This window comes from Paenibacillus sp. FSL P4-0081, assembly GCF_000758565.1.
Taxonomy (GTDB): Bacteria; Bacillota; Bacilli; order Paenibacillales; family Paenibacillaceae; genus Paenibacillus_AQ; species Paenibacillus_AQ phytohabitans.
The window spans coordinates 3,293,729-3,309,964 of sequence record NZ_CP009280.1; the positions used below are offsets into that span (position 1 = coordinate 3,293,729).

At 51.0% G+C, this 16,236-nt stretch carries 18 protein-coding genes and 1 pseudogene; 16 read left to right on the forward strand and 3 right to left on the reverse strand.

The genetic code is table 11. The features are described from left to right. Window positions 1–5 precede the first annotated feature (5 nt). The 5 genes from pgsA to lepB all read left to right on the forward strand — a co-directional run bounded on the left by pgsA (window position 6) and on the right by lepB (window position 3,188). The gene (gene pgsA, locus P40081_RS13645; protein WP_042136127.1) at window positions 6–593 is read left to right on the forward strand and encodes a CDP-diacylglycerol--glycerol-3-phosphate 3-phosphatidyltransferase; all 588 of its coding nucleotides are present in this window, start codon (window positions 6–8) and stop codon (window positions 591–593) included. Between the two features lie 26 nt (window positions 594–619). Next, the gene (locus P40081_RS13650; protein WP_042136129.1) at window positions 620–1,492 is read left to right on the forward strand and encodes an SDR family oxidoreductase; all 873 of its coding nucleotides are present in this window, start codon (window positions 620–622) and stop codon (window positions 1,490–1,492) included. Between the two features lie 143 nt (window positions 1,493–1,635). Then, the gene (locus P40081_RS13655) at window positions 1,636–2,220 is read left to right on the forward strand and encodes a hypothetical protein (RefSeq protein ID WP_042136131.1); all 585 of its coding nucleotides are present in this window, start codon (window positions 1,636–1,638) and stop codon (window positions 2,218–2,220) included. A 43-nt stretch (window positions 2,221–2,263) separates the two neighbouring features. Then, window positions 2,264–2,665, forward strand: a complete 402-nt coding sequence (locus tag P40081_RS13660) for a DUF4265 domain-containing protein (protein WP_179093582.1) — start codon at window positions 2,264–2,266, stop codon at window positions 2,663–2,665. A 25-nt stretch (window positions 2,666–2,690) separates the two neighbouring features. Beyond that, window positions 2,691–3,188: a signal peptidase I gene (gene lepB / locus P40081_RS13665; protein ID WP_042136135.1), complete on the forward strand. Its 498-nt coding sequence runs from the start codon at window positions 2,691–2,693 to the stop codon at window positions 3,186–3,188. 6 nt (window positions 3,189–3,194) lie between these two features. Here lepB and P40081_RS13670 read toward each other — a convergent pair whose 3' ends face one another. After that, complete coding sequence (locus P40081_RS13670; protein ID WP_042136136.1) at window positions 3,195–3,500, reverse strand: Dabb family protein; 306 nt, start codon at window positions 3,498–3,500, stop codon at window positions 3,195–3,197. A gap of 136 nt (window positions 3,501–3,636) precedes the next feature. Between P40081_RS13670 and P40081_RS13675 the strand changes: the two genes are divergently transcribed. From P40081_RS13675 to P40081_RS13705, 7 genes are all read left to right on the forward strand, one after another. Beyond that, window positions 3,637–4,089 (forward strand): hypothetical protein, encoded by a 453-nt coding sequence (locus tag P40081_RS13675; RefSeq protein WP_042136138.1) that lies wholly within the window; start codon window positions 3,637–3,639, stop codon window positions 4,087–4,089. A gap of 153 nt (window positions 4,090–4,242) precedes the next feature. Then, entirely contained in the window at window positions 4,243–5,277 is a 1,035-nt protein-coding gene (locus P40081_RS13680) for an HD-GYP domain-containing protein (RefSeq protein ID WP_042136140.1), read from the forward strand. 198 nt (window positions 5,278–5,475) lie between these two features. Further along, on the forward strand, window positions 5,476–6,216 hold the full coding sequence (locus tag P40081_RS13685) for a GTP pyrophosphokinase (protein WP_042136141.1): 741 nt from the start codon (window positions 5,476–5,478) through the stop codon (window positions 6,214–6,216). A 29-nt stretch (window positions 6,217–6,245) separates the two neighbouring features. Further along, the gene (locus P40081_RS13690; protein ID WP_042136143.1) at window positions 6,246–7,103 is read left to right on the forward strand and encodes a Cof-type HAD-IIB family hydrolase; all 858 of its coding nucleotides are present in this window, start codon (window positions 6,246–6,248) and stop codon (window positions 7,101–7,103) included. Further along, the gene (locus P40081_RS13695) at window positions 7,096–8,721 is read left to right on the forward strand and encodes a glycoside hydrolase family 9 protein (RefSeq protein ID WP_042136144.1); all 1,626 of its coding nucleotides are present in this window, start codon (window positions 7,096–7,098) and stop codon (window positions 8,719–8,721) included. The genes P40081_RS13690 and P40081_RS13695 overlap by 8 nt, the downstream gene beginning before the upstream one ends. A 20-nt stretch (window positions 8,722–8,741) precedes the next feature. Next, window positions 8,742–9,446, forward strand: coding sequence for an HAD family hydrolase (locus P40081_RS36380; protein WP_052421814.1), 705 nt, complete (start codon window positions 8,742–8,744; stop codon window positions 9,444–9,446). A gap of 21 nt (window positions 9,447–9,467) precedes the next feature. Continuing rightward, entirely contained in the window at window positions 9,468–10,019 is a 552-nt protein-coding gene (locus P40081_RS13705; protein ID WP_042136146.1) for a YfiT family bacillithiol transferase, read from the forward strand. Window positions 10,020–10,128: 109 nt separating this feature from the next. On the opposite strand, the gene P40081_RS13710 is transcribed toward P40081_RS13705, so the two are convergent. Next, window positions 10,129–10,986, reverse strand: coding sequence for an alpha/beta hydrolase (locus P40081_RS13710; RefSeq protein ID WP_042136148.1), 858 nt, complete (start codon window positions 10,984–10,986; stop codon window positions 10,129–10,131). 171 nt (window positions 10,987–11,157) lie between these two features. On the opposite strand from P40081_RS13710, the gene P40081_RS13715 reads away from it, so the two are divergent. Together P40081_RS13715 and P40081_RS39920 are read left to right on the forward strand one after the other, a co-directional pair. Beyond that, on the forward strand, window positions 11,158–12,750 hold the full coding sequence (locus P40081_RS13715) for a sensor domain-containing diguanylate cyclase (RefSeq protein WP_042136150.1): 1,593 nt from the start codon (window positions 11,158–11,160) through the stop codon (window positions 12,748–12,750). A gap of 139 nt (window positions 12,751–12,889) precedes the next feature. Next, a pseudogene (locus P40081_RS39920) lies at window positions 12,890–13,418 on the forward strand (cupin domain-containing protein); the annotation flags it as partial. A 397-nt stretch (window positions 13,419–13,815) separates the two neighbouring features. On the opposite strand, the gene P40081_RS13725 reads toward P40081_RS39920, so the two are convergent. Beyond that, entirely contained in the window at window positions 13,816–14,808 is a 993-nt protein-coding gene (locus P40081_RS13725; RefSeq protein WP_042136153.1) for an acrylyl-CoA reductase family protein, read from the reverse strand. 120 nt (window positions 14,809–14,928) lie between these two features. Here P40081_RS13725 and P40081_RS13730 point away from each other — a divergent pair, with 120 nt between their 5' ends. After that, window positions 14,929–15,525 carry a TetR/AcrR family transcriptional regulator gene (locus tag P40081_RS13730; protein ID WP_042136155.1) on the forward strand — a complete coding sequence of 199 codons (597 nt, stop codon included), beginning with the start codon at window positions 14,929–14,931 and terminating at the stop codon, window positions 15,523–15,525. 38 nt (window positions 15,526–15,563) lie between these two features. Next, window positions 15,564–16,055: a hypothetical protein gene (locus P40081_RS13735; RefSeq protein ID WP_144026159.1), complete on the forward strand. Its 492-nt coding sequence runs from the start codon at window positions 15,564–15,566 to the stop codon at window positions 16,053–16,055. Window positions 16,056–16,236: the final 181 nt, after the last annotated feature.

Here is a 16,236-nt window from a genome sequence, read left to right on the forward strand (position 1 = left end):
AAAAAATGAATCTCGCTAACCGTATCACCTTATTCCGGATACTGCTGATTCCTTTGTTCATTGCACTCTTTCCTATTTATCCTGAAGCCTTAGTTAGTAAATCGGCAGTCCTGCAACATCTTGAAATACATGGGGTTTTCTATGCGGCATTGGTCTTTATTGTGGCTTCTGCTACAGACAAGCTGGATGGATATATCGCAAGAAAATATAATCAGATCACAAATTTCGGGAAATTGCTTGATCCTCTGGCAGACAAACTGCTCATTGCCGCTGCGTTAATCCTGATGGTATGCCTGCATTTGATCGCTTCTTGGATTGCTTTTGTAATCTTGGCCAGGGAAATTGTAATGATGGGCATCCGGATCGCTGCTTCAGCGCAAAGACTGGCTCTATCAGCTGACAGATATGGCAAGTGGAAAATGGTGCTGCAGGTTGCGGCCATCTCGGCAATCCTGTTGAATGATGCTCCGTTCAGCCTGTTCACTTCGTTTCCGGTCAGCCAGACACTGATGTATGGCGCTTTGGGCATGACTGTATACTCGGGATATAACTATATTAAGAACAACTATCTGGCATTGCAGCTAGGCCGCTAATAATCACCTAACTAAAGGAGTTGCTTATGGAACCTATTTCCAATTTGCCCCATGGTCATGATCCAATCGCACTCATTACCGGCACTTCCAGCGGTTTCGGGCTGCTGACTGCACTTACACTGGCGCGCAGAGGCTATAAGGTAATCGCAACCATGCGGGATCTCAGCCGCAAAGATGAGCTTGTTCAGCAGGCTGAACAGGCAGGTGTTCTGGAGCGTATTCATCTGATGACGCTGGATGTGACGGATGAATCTTCCGTTGCTTCAGCAATCCACGCGGTTACTGAGCTGTTCGGAAGAATGGATGTGCTGGTGAACAATGCCGGATATGCTGTAGGCGGCTATGTGGAGGAAGTAAGCATGGAGGCGTGGCGGCGGCAGATGGAGACGAACTTCTTCGGCCTGATAGCAGTAACCAAGGCGGTACTTCCCATCATGCGCATGCAGCGCGCGGGGCTGATTATCAACGTAAGCAGTGTCAGCGGGCTGACCGGTTTTCCCGGATATGCACCGTATGCCGCCTCCAAGTTTGCAGTGGAAGGCTTCAGCGAGAGCCTGCGGCAGGAGATGCTTTCTTTTGGCGTCCGCGTAGTACTGGTGGAACCCGGCTCATTCCGCACGCCGATCTGGGGAAAAGGCATTGCCGGAATCCATAGCAGCGAAGGCTCTCCTTACCAGGCCAGGCTGGAGGAGGTGCTGCGCTACTCCCGGCGGACCGCTGAGACAGCGCCGGATCCGCAGGAGGTTGCTGAGCTGATCGGGCGGATTACAGAGAAGCGTGCACCCAAACTGCGCTATCCTGTCGGCAAAGGCTCACGGGTCCTCATGCTGGGCAAAATGCTGCTTCCCTGGAAGGTACTGGAGGGCATCATTGCAAGGTCATTGCGCGCGATGAAATGAATGACAACCTGAAATAGCTGGGAGCCGCAGCCCAAGGATGAGGATTGCGTTCTGCCGGAATTTCCCTTACAGTTTAGCTATGGCGCTGACGCCGGGAATTGTCTGGAAGATCACATTTTGAACTTGAACAGAGGAGAATGGTCATGCATGAGCTGAATGGAGCTAATCAATGGCATATCAGCATTGGCGGAGATTACGGGTTGAACTTCGCATCATATGTAGGCTGTTCAGTCGGGGCATTGCGCGGACCTGGAGGGCAGCATGTGTGGCCTGCTTCCGGCTCTGACCCGGGTCTTCCGGACTCCGATTCGCTGAAGTTGGCTTATGAACAGTGGTGGCTGGAGCTGGTGCGTTATAAAACGGATTGCATCCTGGCGGGGAGACATCCGCTGCTGCATCAGCCTCCGGGGTTTGAGACTGTGGCCGATCCGGCACTGCGGCAGACCTGTGCCGGACTGTGGCCGGCTTTTATAGAATGGTGGGAGATGGAGGTGGGGGGGCAGACTGCTATGCGCTTCTGGGAGGCTGCACCGGACATCTACAATTATATTAACGAGTTTGAGGTGCAGACAGGCAGAAACATCAGTACCTTCACACTGAGGATTGATCTGGTCTATGGTATTACGGAACCCGTGAAGCCGGTCCATGGTTATCTTCTGCTGCCGCCCGGTTATAAGTATCTGGTGAACAAGCAGTGGTGGATAACGCTTTTGGAGGAGTATTGTTAGCTGTATTTCTTATCTTTGCAGAAGCAGAACTGGGGTGTATGCATTGCCGGGAACAGTAGGATTACATATTTGCTTTGATGAGCGTGGCCGTGAGATTGAGGTTCTGGATGTGACTCCAGTTGCCCCGGACAAATACCGGATTGAAGAAACGCCGATTTTTAACCCGGGGATTGCTCTTGGAGACATTATCAGAGTGAGAGAACAAGAGGGCATTGCCTATTATGTAGAAACGGTGCAGAAATCCGGGTTCGTCAGGTATGCCTGGCTGCTTAGCAAAGAAGCGGCTGCTTCGCAGGAGATCCGCAGCTTCACTGAACGGGTTACGGAGCACGAGGGGAGATGGGAGCAGATCTTCGGCGGTTTGCTTGTGATTCATCTGCCTAAACATTCTGCTGTGGATGCAGAGCTGGAAATGTCACGGATTATCGGACGTTTTGAAGCCTAATTATACTAATTCGAGGTGGCATATTATGAAGAAATTCTTGAGACAATGGGTGCCCAGTATTGCAATCGGCATTATTCTATCCTTATTTATCCGGACTTACGTGGCCGAAGCGATGAGAGTACCGACCGGCTCCATGATTCCGACCATTGAGATTAACGACCGCCTGGTTGTGGACAAAATGCTCTGGAACTCCTCGCTGAAGCATGGCGACATTGTTGTGTTCTATCCCCCGGTAGCCGGAGATGAGCATAAAAGATATGTGAAACGGCTGATTGGGCTGCCGGGAGATGAAATTGAGATTAAGGACGGTACCCTGTACCGTAATAATGAGGCGGTTGACGAGCCGTATCTCCAGGAAGCGATGACCTACACCTTCGGACCAGTCACCGTTCCTGCAGACCACTATTTCTTCCTTGGCGATAACCGGAATGTCAGCTATGACGCGCATTTATGGAGTACTCCGTTTGTAGCCAAAGACAAACTGATTGGTAAAGTGCTGTTTGATGTGAATAATCTTTTCTGATATAAGCTACGGGCGAACCGGGTAATCTACCACGACGACATTCTCCAGAATCCCCTCCAGCCTTGCCACAAAAGCACGGTGCGCCGGATGCGGCCCGTATTGACGCAGGGCTTCCTGATCTGTAAAGGTCACGCGAAGCCCCAGCGTATAGCCGTGGATATTCTCTGTTTCCTCCGTCATGTTCACTCCTGCCGTAATCTCCACAATTCCCGGAATCTGATCCTTCAGCCCCAGCAAGGCTGCAATCAGGCCTTCTTCACTGCCCGGTTCGAAATGCTCATTGAATTGGAAAGCTACCAGATGCTCGTACATAATTGATCCTCCTAAAAGTTTTGTAAGCATAAGCTCCCTGTGATCACTTCGTCAAAACTGACTACGGAAGCATAAGCATCGTTTTGTAAGCATAACGGAATTATACTATAAATTTGTTCAATGGAAGGAGAACACAATGCCTGAATACTCCGCCGGCAGCAGAATCAAGGCCCCCATGTCCCTTCGGACATTGATAGGCATCCTTCTCCCGGGGCTGCTCGTGGCTCTGACTCCCATAACCAACGCAGATAGGCATCCGTATATCTACTATATCCGGGTGTTCTGGTTGAGTGCCAGCCTCCTGGCTTTTCTGTTCATTCTATTCAACGCTTTGCGGAAGGCCAGTAGTCTCCAATGGGAGACAGATGCACTTATAGTTCGCAACCGGAGTTACTCCGGCAAGGAGATTAAGGCAATATACATAGATGGTCCGTTAGTAGGAATATTGCCCGAAGGTAAAAGGATTGTCCCGGTTAATCTGTGCTTCAGGTTCATCGAAGACCGGGAGGAGGACATGAGAAGACTGATGAACTGGACGGAAGCCAACGGAATCAAGCTGAAATATAAGAGATTTGTGAAGTGGATGTGAATATTTAATGGAAAGGCGGCTTAAGACAGGGATTCATTTGAACTATATTAAGGGCAGATTGTGACTTTCACCGGATTGTTACTTTGGGGTCTATTGACTATGATCAAGTGGAGCATAACGGAATATTCCTATAAACTAAAGGAGTGCTGAAACTTGAAAGTACATGTCACGGATCTCAAACACGGCGATTGTCTTATGACAGACACTTTCAACGGTGTAGGTCTGCATGTTCTCCCCAAGGGGACGCATGTTGAACGGGAGGAGATTAGTATCCTCATCCGGCACAAAATTCATTATGTGGATATTGAGCCGCGCAGTATGCAGCAAACGGGCAGTGAAGAAGAGCAAAGTCACGGATTGCATGATGATTTCGATCACGCTATCCTGAATTATGAATCTATTTTTCTGGAAGCGTTGACCCAGGGGAGCTTCTCACAGTCCATGGTCGATGATACATTGAAACCGCTTCTGGAAACATTGGAGGGGCAAAAGGACGTAGTCTCCCTGCTGCTTCTGCTGGACCGGGATGACATTGATACATACCATCATTCTTTACAGGTTGGCTTACTATCATATTATATTGCATTATGGATGGGCTACTCCAAGGAGGAGCGTTATCTGATCAGCCGCGCGGGCTACCTTCATGATATCGGCAAAAGCCAGGTTCCCCTGTCTATCCTGAACAAACCGGGTATTCTAACCGGTTCTGAAATAGAGGAACTGGCACGCCACACCTCCTATGGTTATGATCTAATCCGCGGCTCCAAGCTGGATGAGGTTACAGCACTCGTGGCGCTGCAGCATCATGAATATGAGGATGGCTCTGGATATCCGAAGCAGCTGCTCAAAAATAATATTCACCCTTACACCCAAATTGTTACCGTAGCCAACATATATATGTCCTTGACCACTTCAACCTTGAACCGTCCGAAGCAAGGACTGGTTACAGTACTGCGCAAGGTACATGAGATGGGCTTCGGCCAGTTGAACGGAACGGTTGTACAGGCACTTACCGGACATTTGCTGCCAAGCTTCGTAGGTAAGAATGTTCAGCTCAGCAACGGCGAAATGGGTATGATTGTAATGAATAACCCGCTGGATCTGTTCAAGCCGCTGGTAAAGGTAGACGAGGGCTTCAGAGATTTGTCCCGTGAGCGCAGCCTGTCTGTAGTTGAAGTCTTTAATTGATACGCCGGATAAGCGGCCTCTCTGGAGAGCGCCCGGTTCTTATGAACGGATATACCGTCCCCCCGGGATGGTGTATCCGTTTTTTGCGCAACTAGAAGAAGGTATAGCTTGCCGGTTTGTATTCCGGGAATAGATTGGCTATGATTAATGAGAGATTACTATAGCAATTCTGTGCAGCAGCATAAAGGAGAAATTACAATGAATGCCGACAATCAATTAGAGAAATTCAAGCAGATTAAATATGAGCTTACCCGGTTTATGATGATTTACAAATTCGCCCTCGCCGAAATGGAGACCAAGATTGAGATTCTCAAAGAGGAATTTCAGCTGCTCCACGACTACAGTCCGATCGAGCATACCAAGTCGCGGATTAAATCCCCGGAGAGCATTATGAATAAAATGCTGCGCAAGAACAATGAGCTGTCACTCGCACAGATCAGATCCAGCATCAAGGATATTGCCGGACTGCGCATCACCTGCTCGTTCATTTCGGATATTTATCAGGTCAGTGCCATGCTGCAGAAGCAGGACGATCTCAAGGTGCTGGCGGTCAAAGATTATATCAAGAACCCGAAGCCGAATGGTTACCAGAGCCTGCACCTGCTCGTAGAGGTTCCGGTATTTATGTCTGACTGCCAGGAGCATGTCTGTGTAGAGGTGCAGATCCGTACGATTGCCATGGACTTCTGGGCCAGTCTGGAACATAAAATTTTCTATAAATACAGCCAGGCGGTTCCCGAGCATCTGACACGTGAACTCAAGAATGCGGCAGACAAAGCGAACGCACTCGATTTGCAGATGGAACGGCTGCACCGTGAGATTCAGGAAATCAAGGATGCCCAGGAGGACGAGGATTCCTTCTCCGGACTGCGGGAGATTATCCTCAATAATCAGCAGTTTAACCTGCCGGCAAACTTTATTAAGCTGTTAGGGGAATAGCCATTCCGAAGTCGAAGGGTGGAAGGCTCATGCACAGAATGGCCTATGTTACAGATCTGGATGGAACCCTGCTGAACTCGGAACAAAAACTCTCTGCTTACACAGTGCGGGTAATAACGGAAGCGATGGAACAAGGAATGATAATCAGCTTCGCTACAGCTAGAGGGTTCATCAGTGCAGACATCGTAGCTGCGGATATTTCCTGGAAATATCCGCTTATTCTTTATAATGGGGCACTTATCTATGACAGCATGACGCACAAAGTGATTGCCGGTTACTGGCTGGACCCCGTTATTTCCGGGGAAATCATCAACATCGGACGGGAATTTGAACTTACACCGTTTCATTTCCTGCTGGATGCAGCGGACGGCGAGCGGGTGCTGTATGAAGCGCCTATCCGCACAGGAGATGTGGAGTTCTACAAGTCCCGTATGAATGATGTACGTTTCCGTGAGGTGAAGCGGCTTGATTGTCCGGCAGATCACCGGACGGTGGTGATAACTTACATCGGACGGCAGGAGGAATTGGCCCCGCTGCATCAGAAAGTGCTTGACCGGTTCGGTTCAGAGGTACATATTCATTTCATGAAGGATATATACATAAAAGATCATTATTTCCTGGAATTCAGCCATCCGGATGCGAATAAGAGCCAGGGGCTGAAGCTATGGGCACAGCATATGGGGCTGGATACAGCGGATGTTGTTGTCTTCGGCGACCATTTGAATGATCTGGGGCTGTTTGCTGCAGCGGGAACAGGTGTCGCGGTGGAGAATGCCCATGAGGATCTCAAAGCTGTCGCACATCGGATTACCGCATCCAACAATGAGAATGGTGTTGCAGTGTTTCTGGCAGAAACTATGAACAAGGGAGAGATGACAGGTGAGTGAACAGCGTCTTCGTACCATTACAGTGAACCAGGCGGGTTATTCCAGTGCAGGGGAGAAGCTTGCCCTATTTACCGGAGAGGTGTTCCGTTTCCGGGTAGTTGATCTGCAGACTGGAAGCGTTGTATTTAGCGGACAGACAGGGGAAGGAGTGGAGGATAAGGCAAGCGGGAGCCGTGTACATACCGGTGTATTCTCCGCCGTGACGGCTCCGGGCAAGTACCGGATTGAAGGTGAGGATGGACAGGCTTCGGCTGCGTTTATGATTGCAGACAAGCCTTACGGGGAGCTGCAGCAGGGTTTATTGAAGGCCTTCTATTATTACCGCTGCGGAGTGGAGCTAAGCGGAGAGTACGCCGGACCCTGGGGACATGAGTCCTGTCATCTGGCAGCAGGAACGGTAATCGGCCAGCCGGAGCTGAAGCTGGACAGCTGCGGAGGCTGGCATGATGCCGGTGATTACGGGAAATATTCAGGGCCCGGAGCCAAGGCCGTTGCCGATCTGCTGCTGGCCTGGGAGCTGTATCCTGCGGCATTTGCCGGTGTATGTACACTGCCGGAGAGTGACGGCGTGATGCCGGATGTACTGCTGGAATGTAAAGTGGAGCTGGACTGGTTGTTCAAAATGCAGGAGAGCGGCAGCGGTGCTGTGTACCACAAGCTGACCACACAGAACTTCCCTGGGCTTGATGTGATGCCGGAAGAGGATACGGCGGAGTTGTATTTCTCCCCGGTGTCCGCTACGGCTACAGGTGACTTCGCCGGTGTAATGGCGTTGGCGGCGCGGGTCTATAAGCCGTTCGATGAAGTCTATGCTGCCCGGTGCCTGGAAGCTGCGGTGGCTGCCTGGAGCTGGATGGAGGCACATCCGGCGGAGCCGGGCTTCACTAATCCGCCGGGTATTACGACCGGGGAATACGGTGATGAGGAAGATCACGACGAGCGCTTCTGGGCAGCGGCGGAGCTGTTCCGGACTACAGGCGGTGAGCAATACCATAGCGCAGCCAGAGAATTGGCGAAGCTTCCATTCCCGAAATACAGCCTCGGCTGGGCGGATATGGGCGGCTATGGCACACTGGCATACCTGTTGAACGGGGAAGAGCAAGCTGAGGCTTCTCTGTATGCGGAGCTGAAGGAGGGGCTGGTGGCTGAAGCCGCGCGCCTCCTCCGGCAGAGCCGGGAGGATGGTTACAGAATCTCGCTGCGGGAAGAGGATTATATCTGGGGCAGCAACATGCTGGTCATGAATAATGCCATGCTGCTGCTGGCGGCGGAGCATTTCAGCGGGGAGACTGAATATGCGGCCTGTGCACTGGATCATCTGCATTATCTGCTCGGCCGCAATGTGCTGGGCATCAGTTACGTGACCGGCTTCGGTGAACATGCGGTCATGCATCCGCATCACCGCCCATCCGTGGGAGACAACATAGCAGAACCCGTTCCGGGTCTGGTCTCAGGGGGACCTGACCGCGGGCTGCATGATGAATATGTGCAGGAGCACTTGCAAGGCAAACCGGCAGCCCAGTGTTTCGTTGATCATGAAGACAGCTACTCGACGAATGAGGTCACCATTTATTGGAATTCACCGGCGGTGTTCGTGACGGCAAGGTTCAATTCCTGATCAGAAGAGGAGACGGGTCCATGCAGACATTCAAGGTTATTAGTCTGGATATGTTCCAGACTCTGGTGAATATTCAGGGGAGGCGGGCAGAAGTCTGGAAGCCGATTCTTAAGCAGGAATTCAGCGAAAATAAGTCCCGGGAGCTGGGCAGCAAGCTGCTCAGCCACTATTTCGCTGTATCAACCGAAGCACGGGAGGCGGGCAGCTTCATCAGCAGCAAGGAAATATACAGCAGAGGATTTCAGCAAGTATTCATGCAGTATGGCTTGGACTATGATTGCTCTCAGGCTGTTGATAACCTGTTTGCCCAGCACCGGCTGTCCGCAATGTATGCGGACACCGAAGCCTTCCTACAGCGGATCTGCGGGGAGTATCAGGTCTGCATTGTCAGTGATACCGATGAGCTTATGCTTCCGGACTTCTACCGGAGTTATCCTATCGCTTTATTCACTTCCGAAAGGTACCAGTCTTATAAGAATGACAGTCATAACCGGATGTTCACTGAGGTTATCGCCCATTATGGTGTGGAGCCGGAGCAGATTCTCCATATCGGAGACTCGGCATCAGATGTGCTGGGAGCAGCCCGGGCGGGAATCAAATCCTGCTGGATCAACCGGGAGCAGCTCGCCTGGAAGCATGGGGTGAAGCCGGATTATACAGTGGGAACCCTGGAAGAGGTCTATGAATTGATATCGATAGCGAGTAGTCCGATATCCATTGATTAATAATGAGGAGCCGTGAGGGAAATGAACCACAAACCGACAGAGCAGGAACTGGAGTTACTGAAGTATCCGATCGGGAAATTTACAGCTGTGGAGAGCCGCACGGAAGAAGCGCGGCAAGAATCCATACGGATCATGAAGCAGCTGGCGGCTGAACTTAGGGAGGCTGTAGGGCCGCTAACGGCGGAGCAGTTAGACACGCCTTACCGTCCGGGCGGCTGGACAGTGTGTCAGGTCGTGCATCATCTGGCGGATACCGGCATGTATGCCTATCTGCGCTTCAAACGGGGGCTGACAGAAGAAGCACCGCAGGTACCAAGCTACAGACAGGATCTCTGGGCGGAGCAGAGCGATTATACGGATGAACCGGCGGAGTCCTCACTTCAGCTGGTGGAGCTGCTTAACCGGAGATTCGCAACCCTGCTTACTTCACTGAAGCCGGGTGATTATGATCGAAGCTTCGTAAGTGCCGGTCTGGGCACGTTGACGCTGGATGCCGCAATTCAAAGATACATCTGGCATAGCCGCCATCATCTGGCCCAGATTACTTCACTAATCCGGCGGAACGGCTGGTAAAACATATTCATATTCATCAAAAAAAGAGCAGACGGAATGGGGTAGCCCCTTCCATCTGCTCTTTTTCAGTTGTTCGTTATCTCTGCATCATACGGTATCCTAATGAAATCTACTCCCGGCTGGCTTGAACGATTTTGCCGGCAATGGCCGCAGGCTTGGTATGCACAGTAGTCAGATGATCTCCGGTTCCCTCTATATAGCGGAACATACCCAGGTGGCCGGATTGACCCGGATGCCAGCCTCCTGCAGCTCCCTGCGGCAGGACCATATCCTCGGTCAGGAACAGATAGCTTTTGGGAAGATCGAGACTGTAGAACTTCTTCAGATCCAGCTTCTGAAAAGCCGGACCGGCAGGCTCGGGAATGACTTTTTTATACAAAGCCTGTGCTTCTTCAGTCGTAGCTGTGTTCACAAACACATCCCGGAATAAGGGGTAGGGGAGCATAATCGTATTGTTTCCGGAGGCTTTCAGCAATCCCTCGAACAGCAGCTGTACCGGAGCGGGGAACTGGTCGGCCACACTCTGCCCGTCCAGCGGTACAAAAGCATCAAAGAACACAAGCCGTTTAACCCGTTCCGGAACCAGCTCAGCGGTCTTCTGAACAACAGAACCGCCAAAGCTGTGCCCGAGTAAAATAATATCATGCAGATCCTTCTGCTTAATGAAATCCGCTACGGACTTCGTTACCTGTTCGTGCGTGACCATAGTATTCTTGTCCCCGCCGTGACCCGCATATTCCGGAGTATAGACGGTATGGCCCATTTTGCGGAGTTCTGCCGCCGTTTCATCCCAGAAGCTGGCATCCACCCATGCACCGTGGACAAGCACGAAGGTTAAGTTTTGCTGATCTCCCGGCGTACCTTTTGCCGCTGCTCCTGCGGGTGAAGGGTAGAACGGCAGTAATGCGAGAAGGAAGAGCAGGGCAACCTTCCCGGTTAGCGCTTTTCTGATTCGTTGACTATTCATATCGACTCTGGCCTCCCGCAATGTGATCGAACCTAATAGACAGGATACCCGGATCCATGCTTAAAGATGTAATTTCACGGAAGAAAATGGAACTCAAACTGGTTGTGTACTCCATTTCCCAATCGTATATAATTAAACCATATGGGCTCAGGCAGACAAGGAGGTTGAGGAATGCCTACACCAAAAGGAGCAGAACATAAACCTAAAAGGAAACTCAGTCTAACATTGCTGCTCATGGCCCTGGTGACCATGGTGTTTCTGCTCACAACAACGATTCTGTTTGTTGGCTCTTACCAATCCAAGAAGAAATCCCTGATGGCTACCACGCTTAGTCTGAATTACTCCAATGCAGACAGAATGAGCAAAACGGTGGATTCGCTTATCCTTTCAATGCGCAGCAGCTTGATTTATGGTGCAGACAAAATCTCCGGCATGGAGTCAGCAGGGCCGGAAGCTATAGATGAATATCTTGATTTAATGCGCAACAGCAGCAATTACTTTAATTCAATCATCCGGGTAGATGCCGAAGGGAAGGTGCTGAATAATTCACCGTCTGCCCTTGGAATGATAGGCAAGCAGATTATGTCACCTCCGGTGCTGGAAGCGCTGCGGTTGAAGAATGAGTACCTGTCACCGTCCTATACTTCGTCCACGACCGGCAGAATTCTTTTTTTCATGAGTGAACCGCTGTATAACCAGGACAAACAATATCTGGGTCAGCTCGGGGGTACAGTCTATCTCCAGGATTACAATATCCTGAACATGATATTCGGGAACAATACCGTCGATGAATCGGGTTCCTATTACTATATTGTCAGCTCGGAAGGGCATCTGCTCTTCCATCCCGACAAAACACGAATGAACGAGGATGTAAGTGACAACGAGGTTGTGCAGCTGATGATGCAAGGGAAGAGCGGGGAAATGATGGGGCGCAATACCAAGGGCGTGTTGATGCTCGCTGGTTATTCGGCAGTTCCGGCTAACGGCTGGGGTGTTGTTGTGGTGTCACCGGTCAAAGTCATCAAGGATCAGCTGCTGGCCCATTTGCGCAAAATCGTAACGTATACCGTGATTCCGTTTATTATCCTGCTGCTATGCGTATTTGTGCTGGCTCACCGGCTGGCGAAGCCTTTTGTGGTGCTTGCAGATCTGGTGAACCGTATAGGCAAAGAGAATGTTGAGCTCCCCGATCTGAAGCCCCATTGGAACCGGGAGGTGGACCTGCTGACCAAAGCGGTGGTCATTGCCTGGACGGACATCCAGAAGCAGACGAACCAGCTAACCCAGGAAGCGATGACGGACCTGCTGACAGGACTTACGAACCGCAGATCCCTGGACCTGAGTATGAGCCAATGGATTGCCGCCCGGGTACCTTTTTCCGTCATTGTTCTGGATGTGGACAAATTCAAATTCGTTAACGATACCTACGGTCATCTGGCCGGGGATGAGGTACTGAGACAGGTGGCTGAAGTGCTTACCGCAAATATCCGCCCGGGTGATGTGTGTGCCCGTTACGGGGGAGAGGAATTTGTGCTGCTGCTCCCGCGGACCAGACCCGAGGATGCCTACAATGTGGCCGAACGAATCCGCCAGACGCTTGAGAAAAGCAAGGTCCCCTTGCCGATGCAAGTGACCTCTTCCCAGGGGATTGCCCATTATCCTACGAATGGCCGTACGCGCGAAGAGCTGCTGGGGAAGGCGGATGAAGCTTTGTATACTGCGAAGCATACCGGCCGGAACCGGACTGTGATTGCCCGCGAATAGGGAAAAGGAGCATCTCCATCATGGGGATGCTTTTTAGGTTCCACTCCTGCAGCTGAAATTAATCGTCACCTGGGCCTGGGCGGATACATATCCTACCTCAGAACGATAAAAAACGGCCCCGATGAAAGGAAGGATTCGCGTGACCTCTTATATGGATTACACGTCACCTAATACACAGTTTACGTTTGACATGAATTGCAACACATTGTTTAAGAAGGATGACTGCAATTATATCAATGTACTGGGTATCAAGAATTTGAACACCCTGGAGAACACCTCGCTGCTTGATATCTATCTCAGTAAATCCAATGTGGTAGAACCGCATTATCATCAGAATGCTGCAGAGCTGGTGTATTGTATATCCGGCTGTGCGGTGGTATCGCTGATCAACCCGTTCACGAATGAGCTGCTGCATTTCCCCATATCACCGGGCCAGGTAGCCAATGTGCCGCAGGGCTGGTGGCATTATGAAGTGGCAACGGTGGATTGTACCCATCTGCTGGCTATATTCAATGCGCCGACGCCGGAGGTCATTCTGGGCTCGGATATTCTGAGCAAGACACCTGCCAATGTCCTGGCTCATACGTACTGTCTGAATGAAGCACTGGTTAAGGAAGCGCTGGCTCCCGTTAAGCCCCAGACCTTCATTGGTCCGCCGGCAGATTGCTGCGATCCCTCGCAGGCGGCTGCTGCGAATATGAAGGGTACGAAGCTGGCTCCCGTCAATATGGCGCCTATGATGGACAATGCCAATATGCCTCCGATGATGGCAAATGCGAATATGGCGCCTTATAGTTATCAGCAGGCTCCGCAGTCTTTCGGATACCAGCCTATGCCGGTCCACGGCTACTATACCCAGCCGTATGCCCAGCCTTACCGCCAGCATCCATATGTCCAGTTCAATCCGAATGCGGGTAATGCCGTGAATGAGACCGGAATCGAATAGCAGAAAAGGGAATGAAAGAAGACGGCAGCGAATTCTGAGGATTCAGAATACACTGCCGTCTTGTTATATATATTAAACTGAAAAATTAACGAGGGAACAGCGCCGGGAAATTATGGAACCTAGGACAGGCGGACAAGCACGCGGCCCCGTGTATTCGACTTCAGAATATCCTCGAGTGCAGCAGGCAGCTCCTTCAGGGTAATCTCGCGGTCCACCAGCTCCTCCAGTACGGCAGGCTTCATGTCGCCGGCCATACGCTGCCACAGCTTCGCCCGTTTCTCCGCAGGGCAGGAGACGGAATCAATGCCAAGCAGGCTGACTCCGCGCAGGATGAACGGCAATACCGTTGTTGGAATGGCAGTTCCTGCAGTTAAGCCGCTTGCGGCAACTGCGCCGCCGTATGCGATTTTGCTCAGCACAGCCGCTAGCGGTGTGCCCCCTACAGAATCTACAGCAGCCTGCCACAGCTGCTTGTCGAGCGGCTTAACCGTGCTGCCGGCTACATCCTCGCGCGAGATTACTTCAGCTGCGCCCAAGGCTTGCAGATAACCAGCTTCGTCTGTTCTGCCGGTGCTGGCGGTTACCTGGTAGCCTTGCTTCGCCAGAATGGCCACAGCAGCACCTCCGACACCTCCGGTTGCACCGGTGACGAGCACTTTTCCGTTATCCGGAGTTAGTCCGTGAGCTTCCAGCGCTTCAATAGACATTGCAGCCGTGAAACCGGCCGTTCCGTAGATCATCGCTTCCCGCAAAGTTAAGCCCTCAGGCATGGGAACAACCCAGTCTGCAGGAATACGTGCATATTCACTGAAGCCGCCGAAGTGCGATACGCCGATGCCATAGCTGGTGGCAATAACGGACTGGCCTTTCTGGAAACGGCTGTCGGCAGAAGAGACCACGGTCCCAGACAGATCTATGCCGGGAACAAACGGATAATTTCGCACAATGTTGCCATCCGGGATACCCGCTAGTCCATCTTTATAGTTTACACTGGAATAGGCTACCTTAATTAGGACTTCACCGGCCGGCAGGTCTTCGAGTGACAGCGGCTTGACCTCTACAGAGAAAGTGTCAGTCTTATCTACCACCAAAGCTTGAAAAAGATTAGTCATATCTTATATTCTCCTTAACCGAACTCTATTTGTACATCTGTTATATAATATTTATTCTGACCGGTCAACTTTTTATTGACTATGATATAATACACATTATTCTTACTTCGCGGAGGTCCTATGGTACGTTACAAGAAATCTGAAGAGAAGCGCAAGCAGATCCTGCACGCTGCGTTTCGGGCATTGTCCGAGCGGGGCTACGATGCTGTAACCCTGCAGACGATCGCCGATCATGCGGAGGTCAGCAAGGGTGTCGTCCATTATTATTTCGAGAGCAAGGAAGCCGTGCTGGTTGAACTCCTGGAATGGCTGACCGGCAGAATCTCTGCCAAGGAGCAGGCCGCTGTGGGGGAACAGCATACCGCAACGGGGAAGCTGACGGCTTACATTGAGTCTGCATTTCCGGGTCCGGCGCAGAACCGTGCCTTTTACCGTGTCTACCTGGATTTCCTGGCGCGGGCCAGCCGCATTCCGGTGTACCGGGAGATTAATCAGCGTTTCTATGACAGCTGTGCGGGAATTAGTACGGAGGTGCTGACACTCGGGCAGCAGGAAGGTATTTTCTCCAAAGAGCTGTCGCCAGACAAGACTGCCCCGGTGATCCGGGCGATTATTGACGGCTGCCTGATCCAGTGGCTGATGGCCGATAGGGACGAGCTGCATGAGGTATTCAAGGATTCCTGTTACACGGCAATTATGAAGGTGCTGAGTGTGTAGATGAGAGTATGCAGAAAACAGGGGAAGGTTGATAGCATTTGGGGAGAAAATGGCGAAAAATCGTACTAATAGCTGTGGTCTGTCTTGTTCTTGGCGGGGGAGTGTTGTATTGGCTATACGGCACCGGATTCGCTCCTGGTCACAGCAGACTGCGGATTAGTGAAGGTGAACCTGTACAATATCTGCAGGGAAACGGGGTAGTGGTTATCGATCAAATGGAGCTGTCACTTGGCCATCAGAGCCAACCCGACGGCTACATCAGTATCTATAATCATTCGGAGATATTGTGGAAGAAACCGGTCACGATTCCGGCAGGAGAAGGGCAGCTGATCAAGTTCACACAGGGAGGGAGTGCTGTATTTCCTGCTCCTGAGGTTATTTATTATTGGCTATGTATTCAGCGACCCGGCAAACATGCGGAGGATAACCTTGTAACCTACTATATTGAAGCCAAATTACTTGGTGGAGATGAAGATGCTGCGGAAAATAAGCTGCTGAAGCTTGCGGAGAACTGGGAGGTTCCGGATTGAGCAGTATACGTTGTCTCGTTTTGAAATATCTGATTGGTGAAGATAAGTCAAATTAGTTAATTTTTTGTCGGTAATTGTTGTATTTCCATGGATTATTTTAAGAATTGAGGAGGATGGTGGGAATGAGGTGGCGAATATGTAGTTTTGAAAATGAGTCTGGTTCATGTTTGAAGTTGGTTTG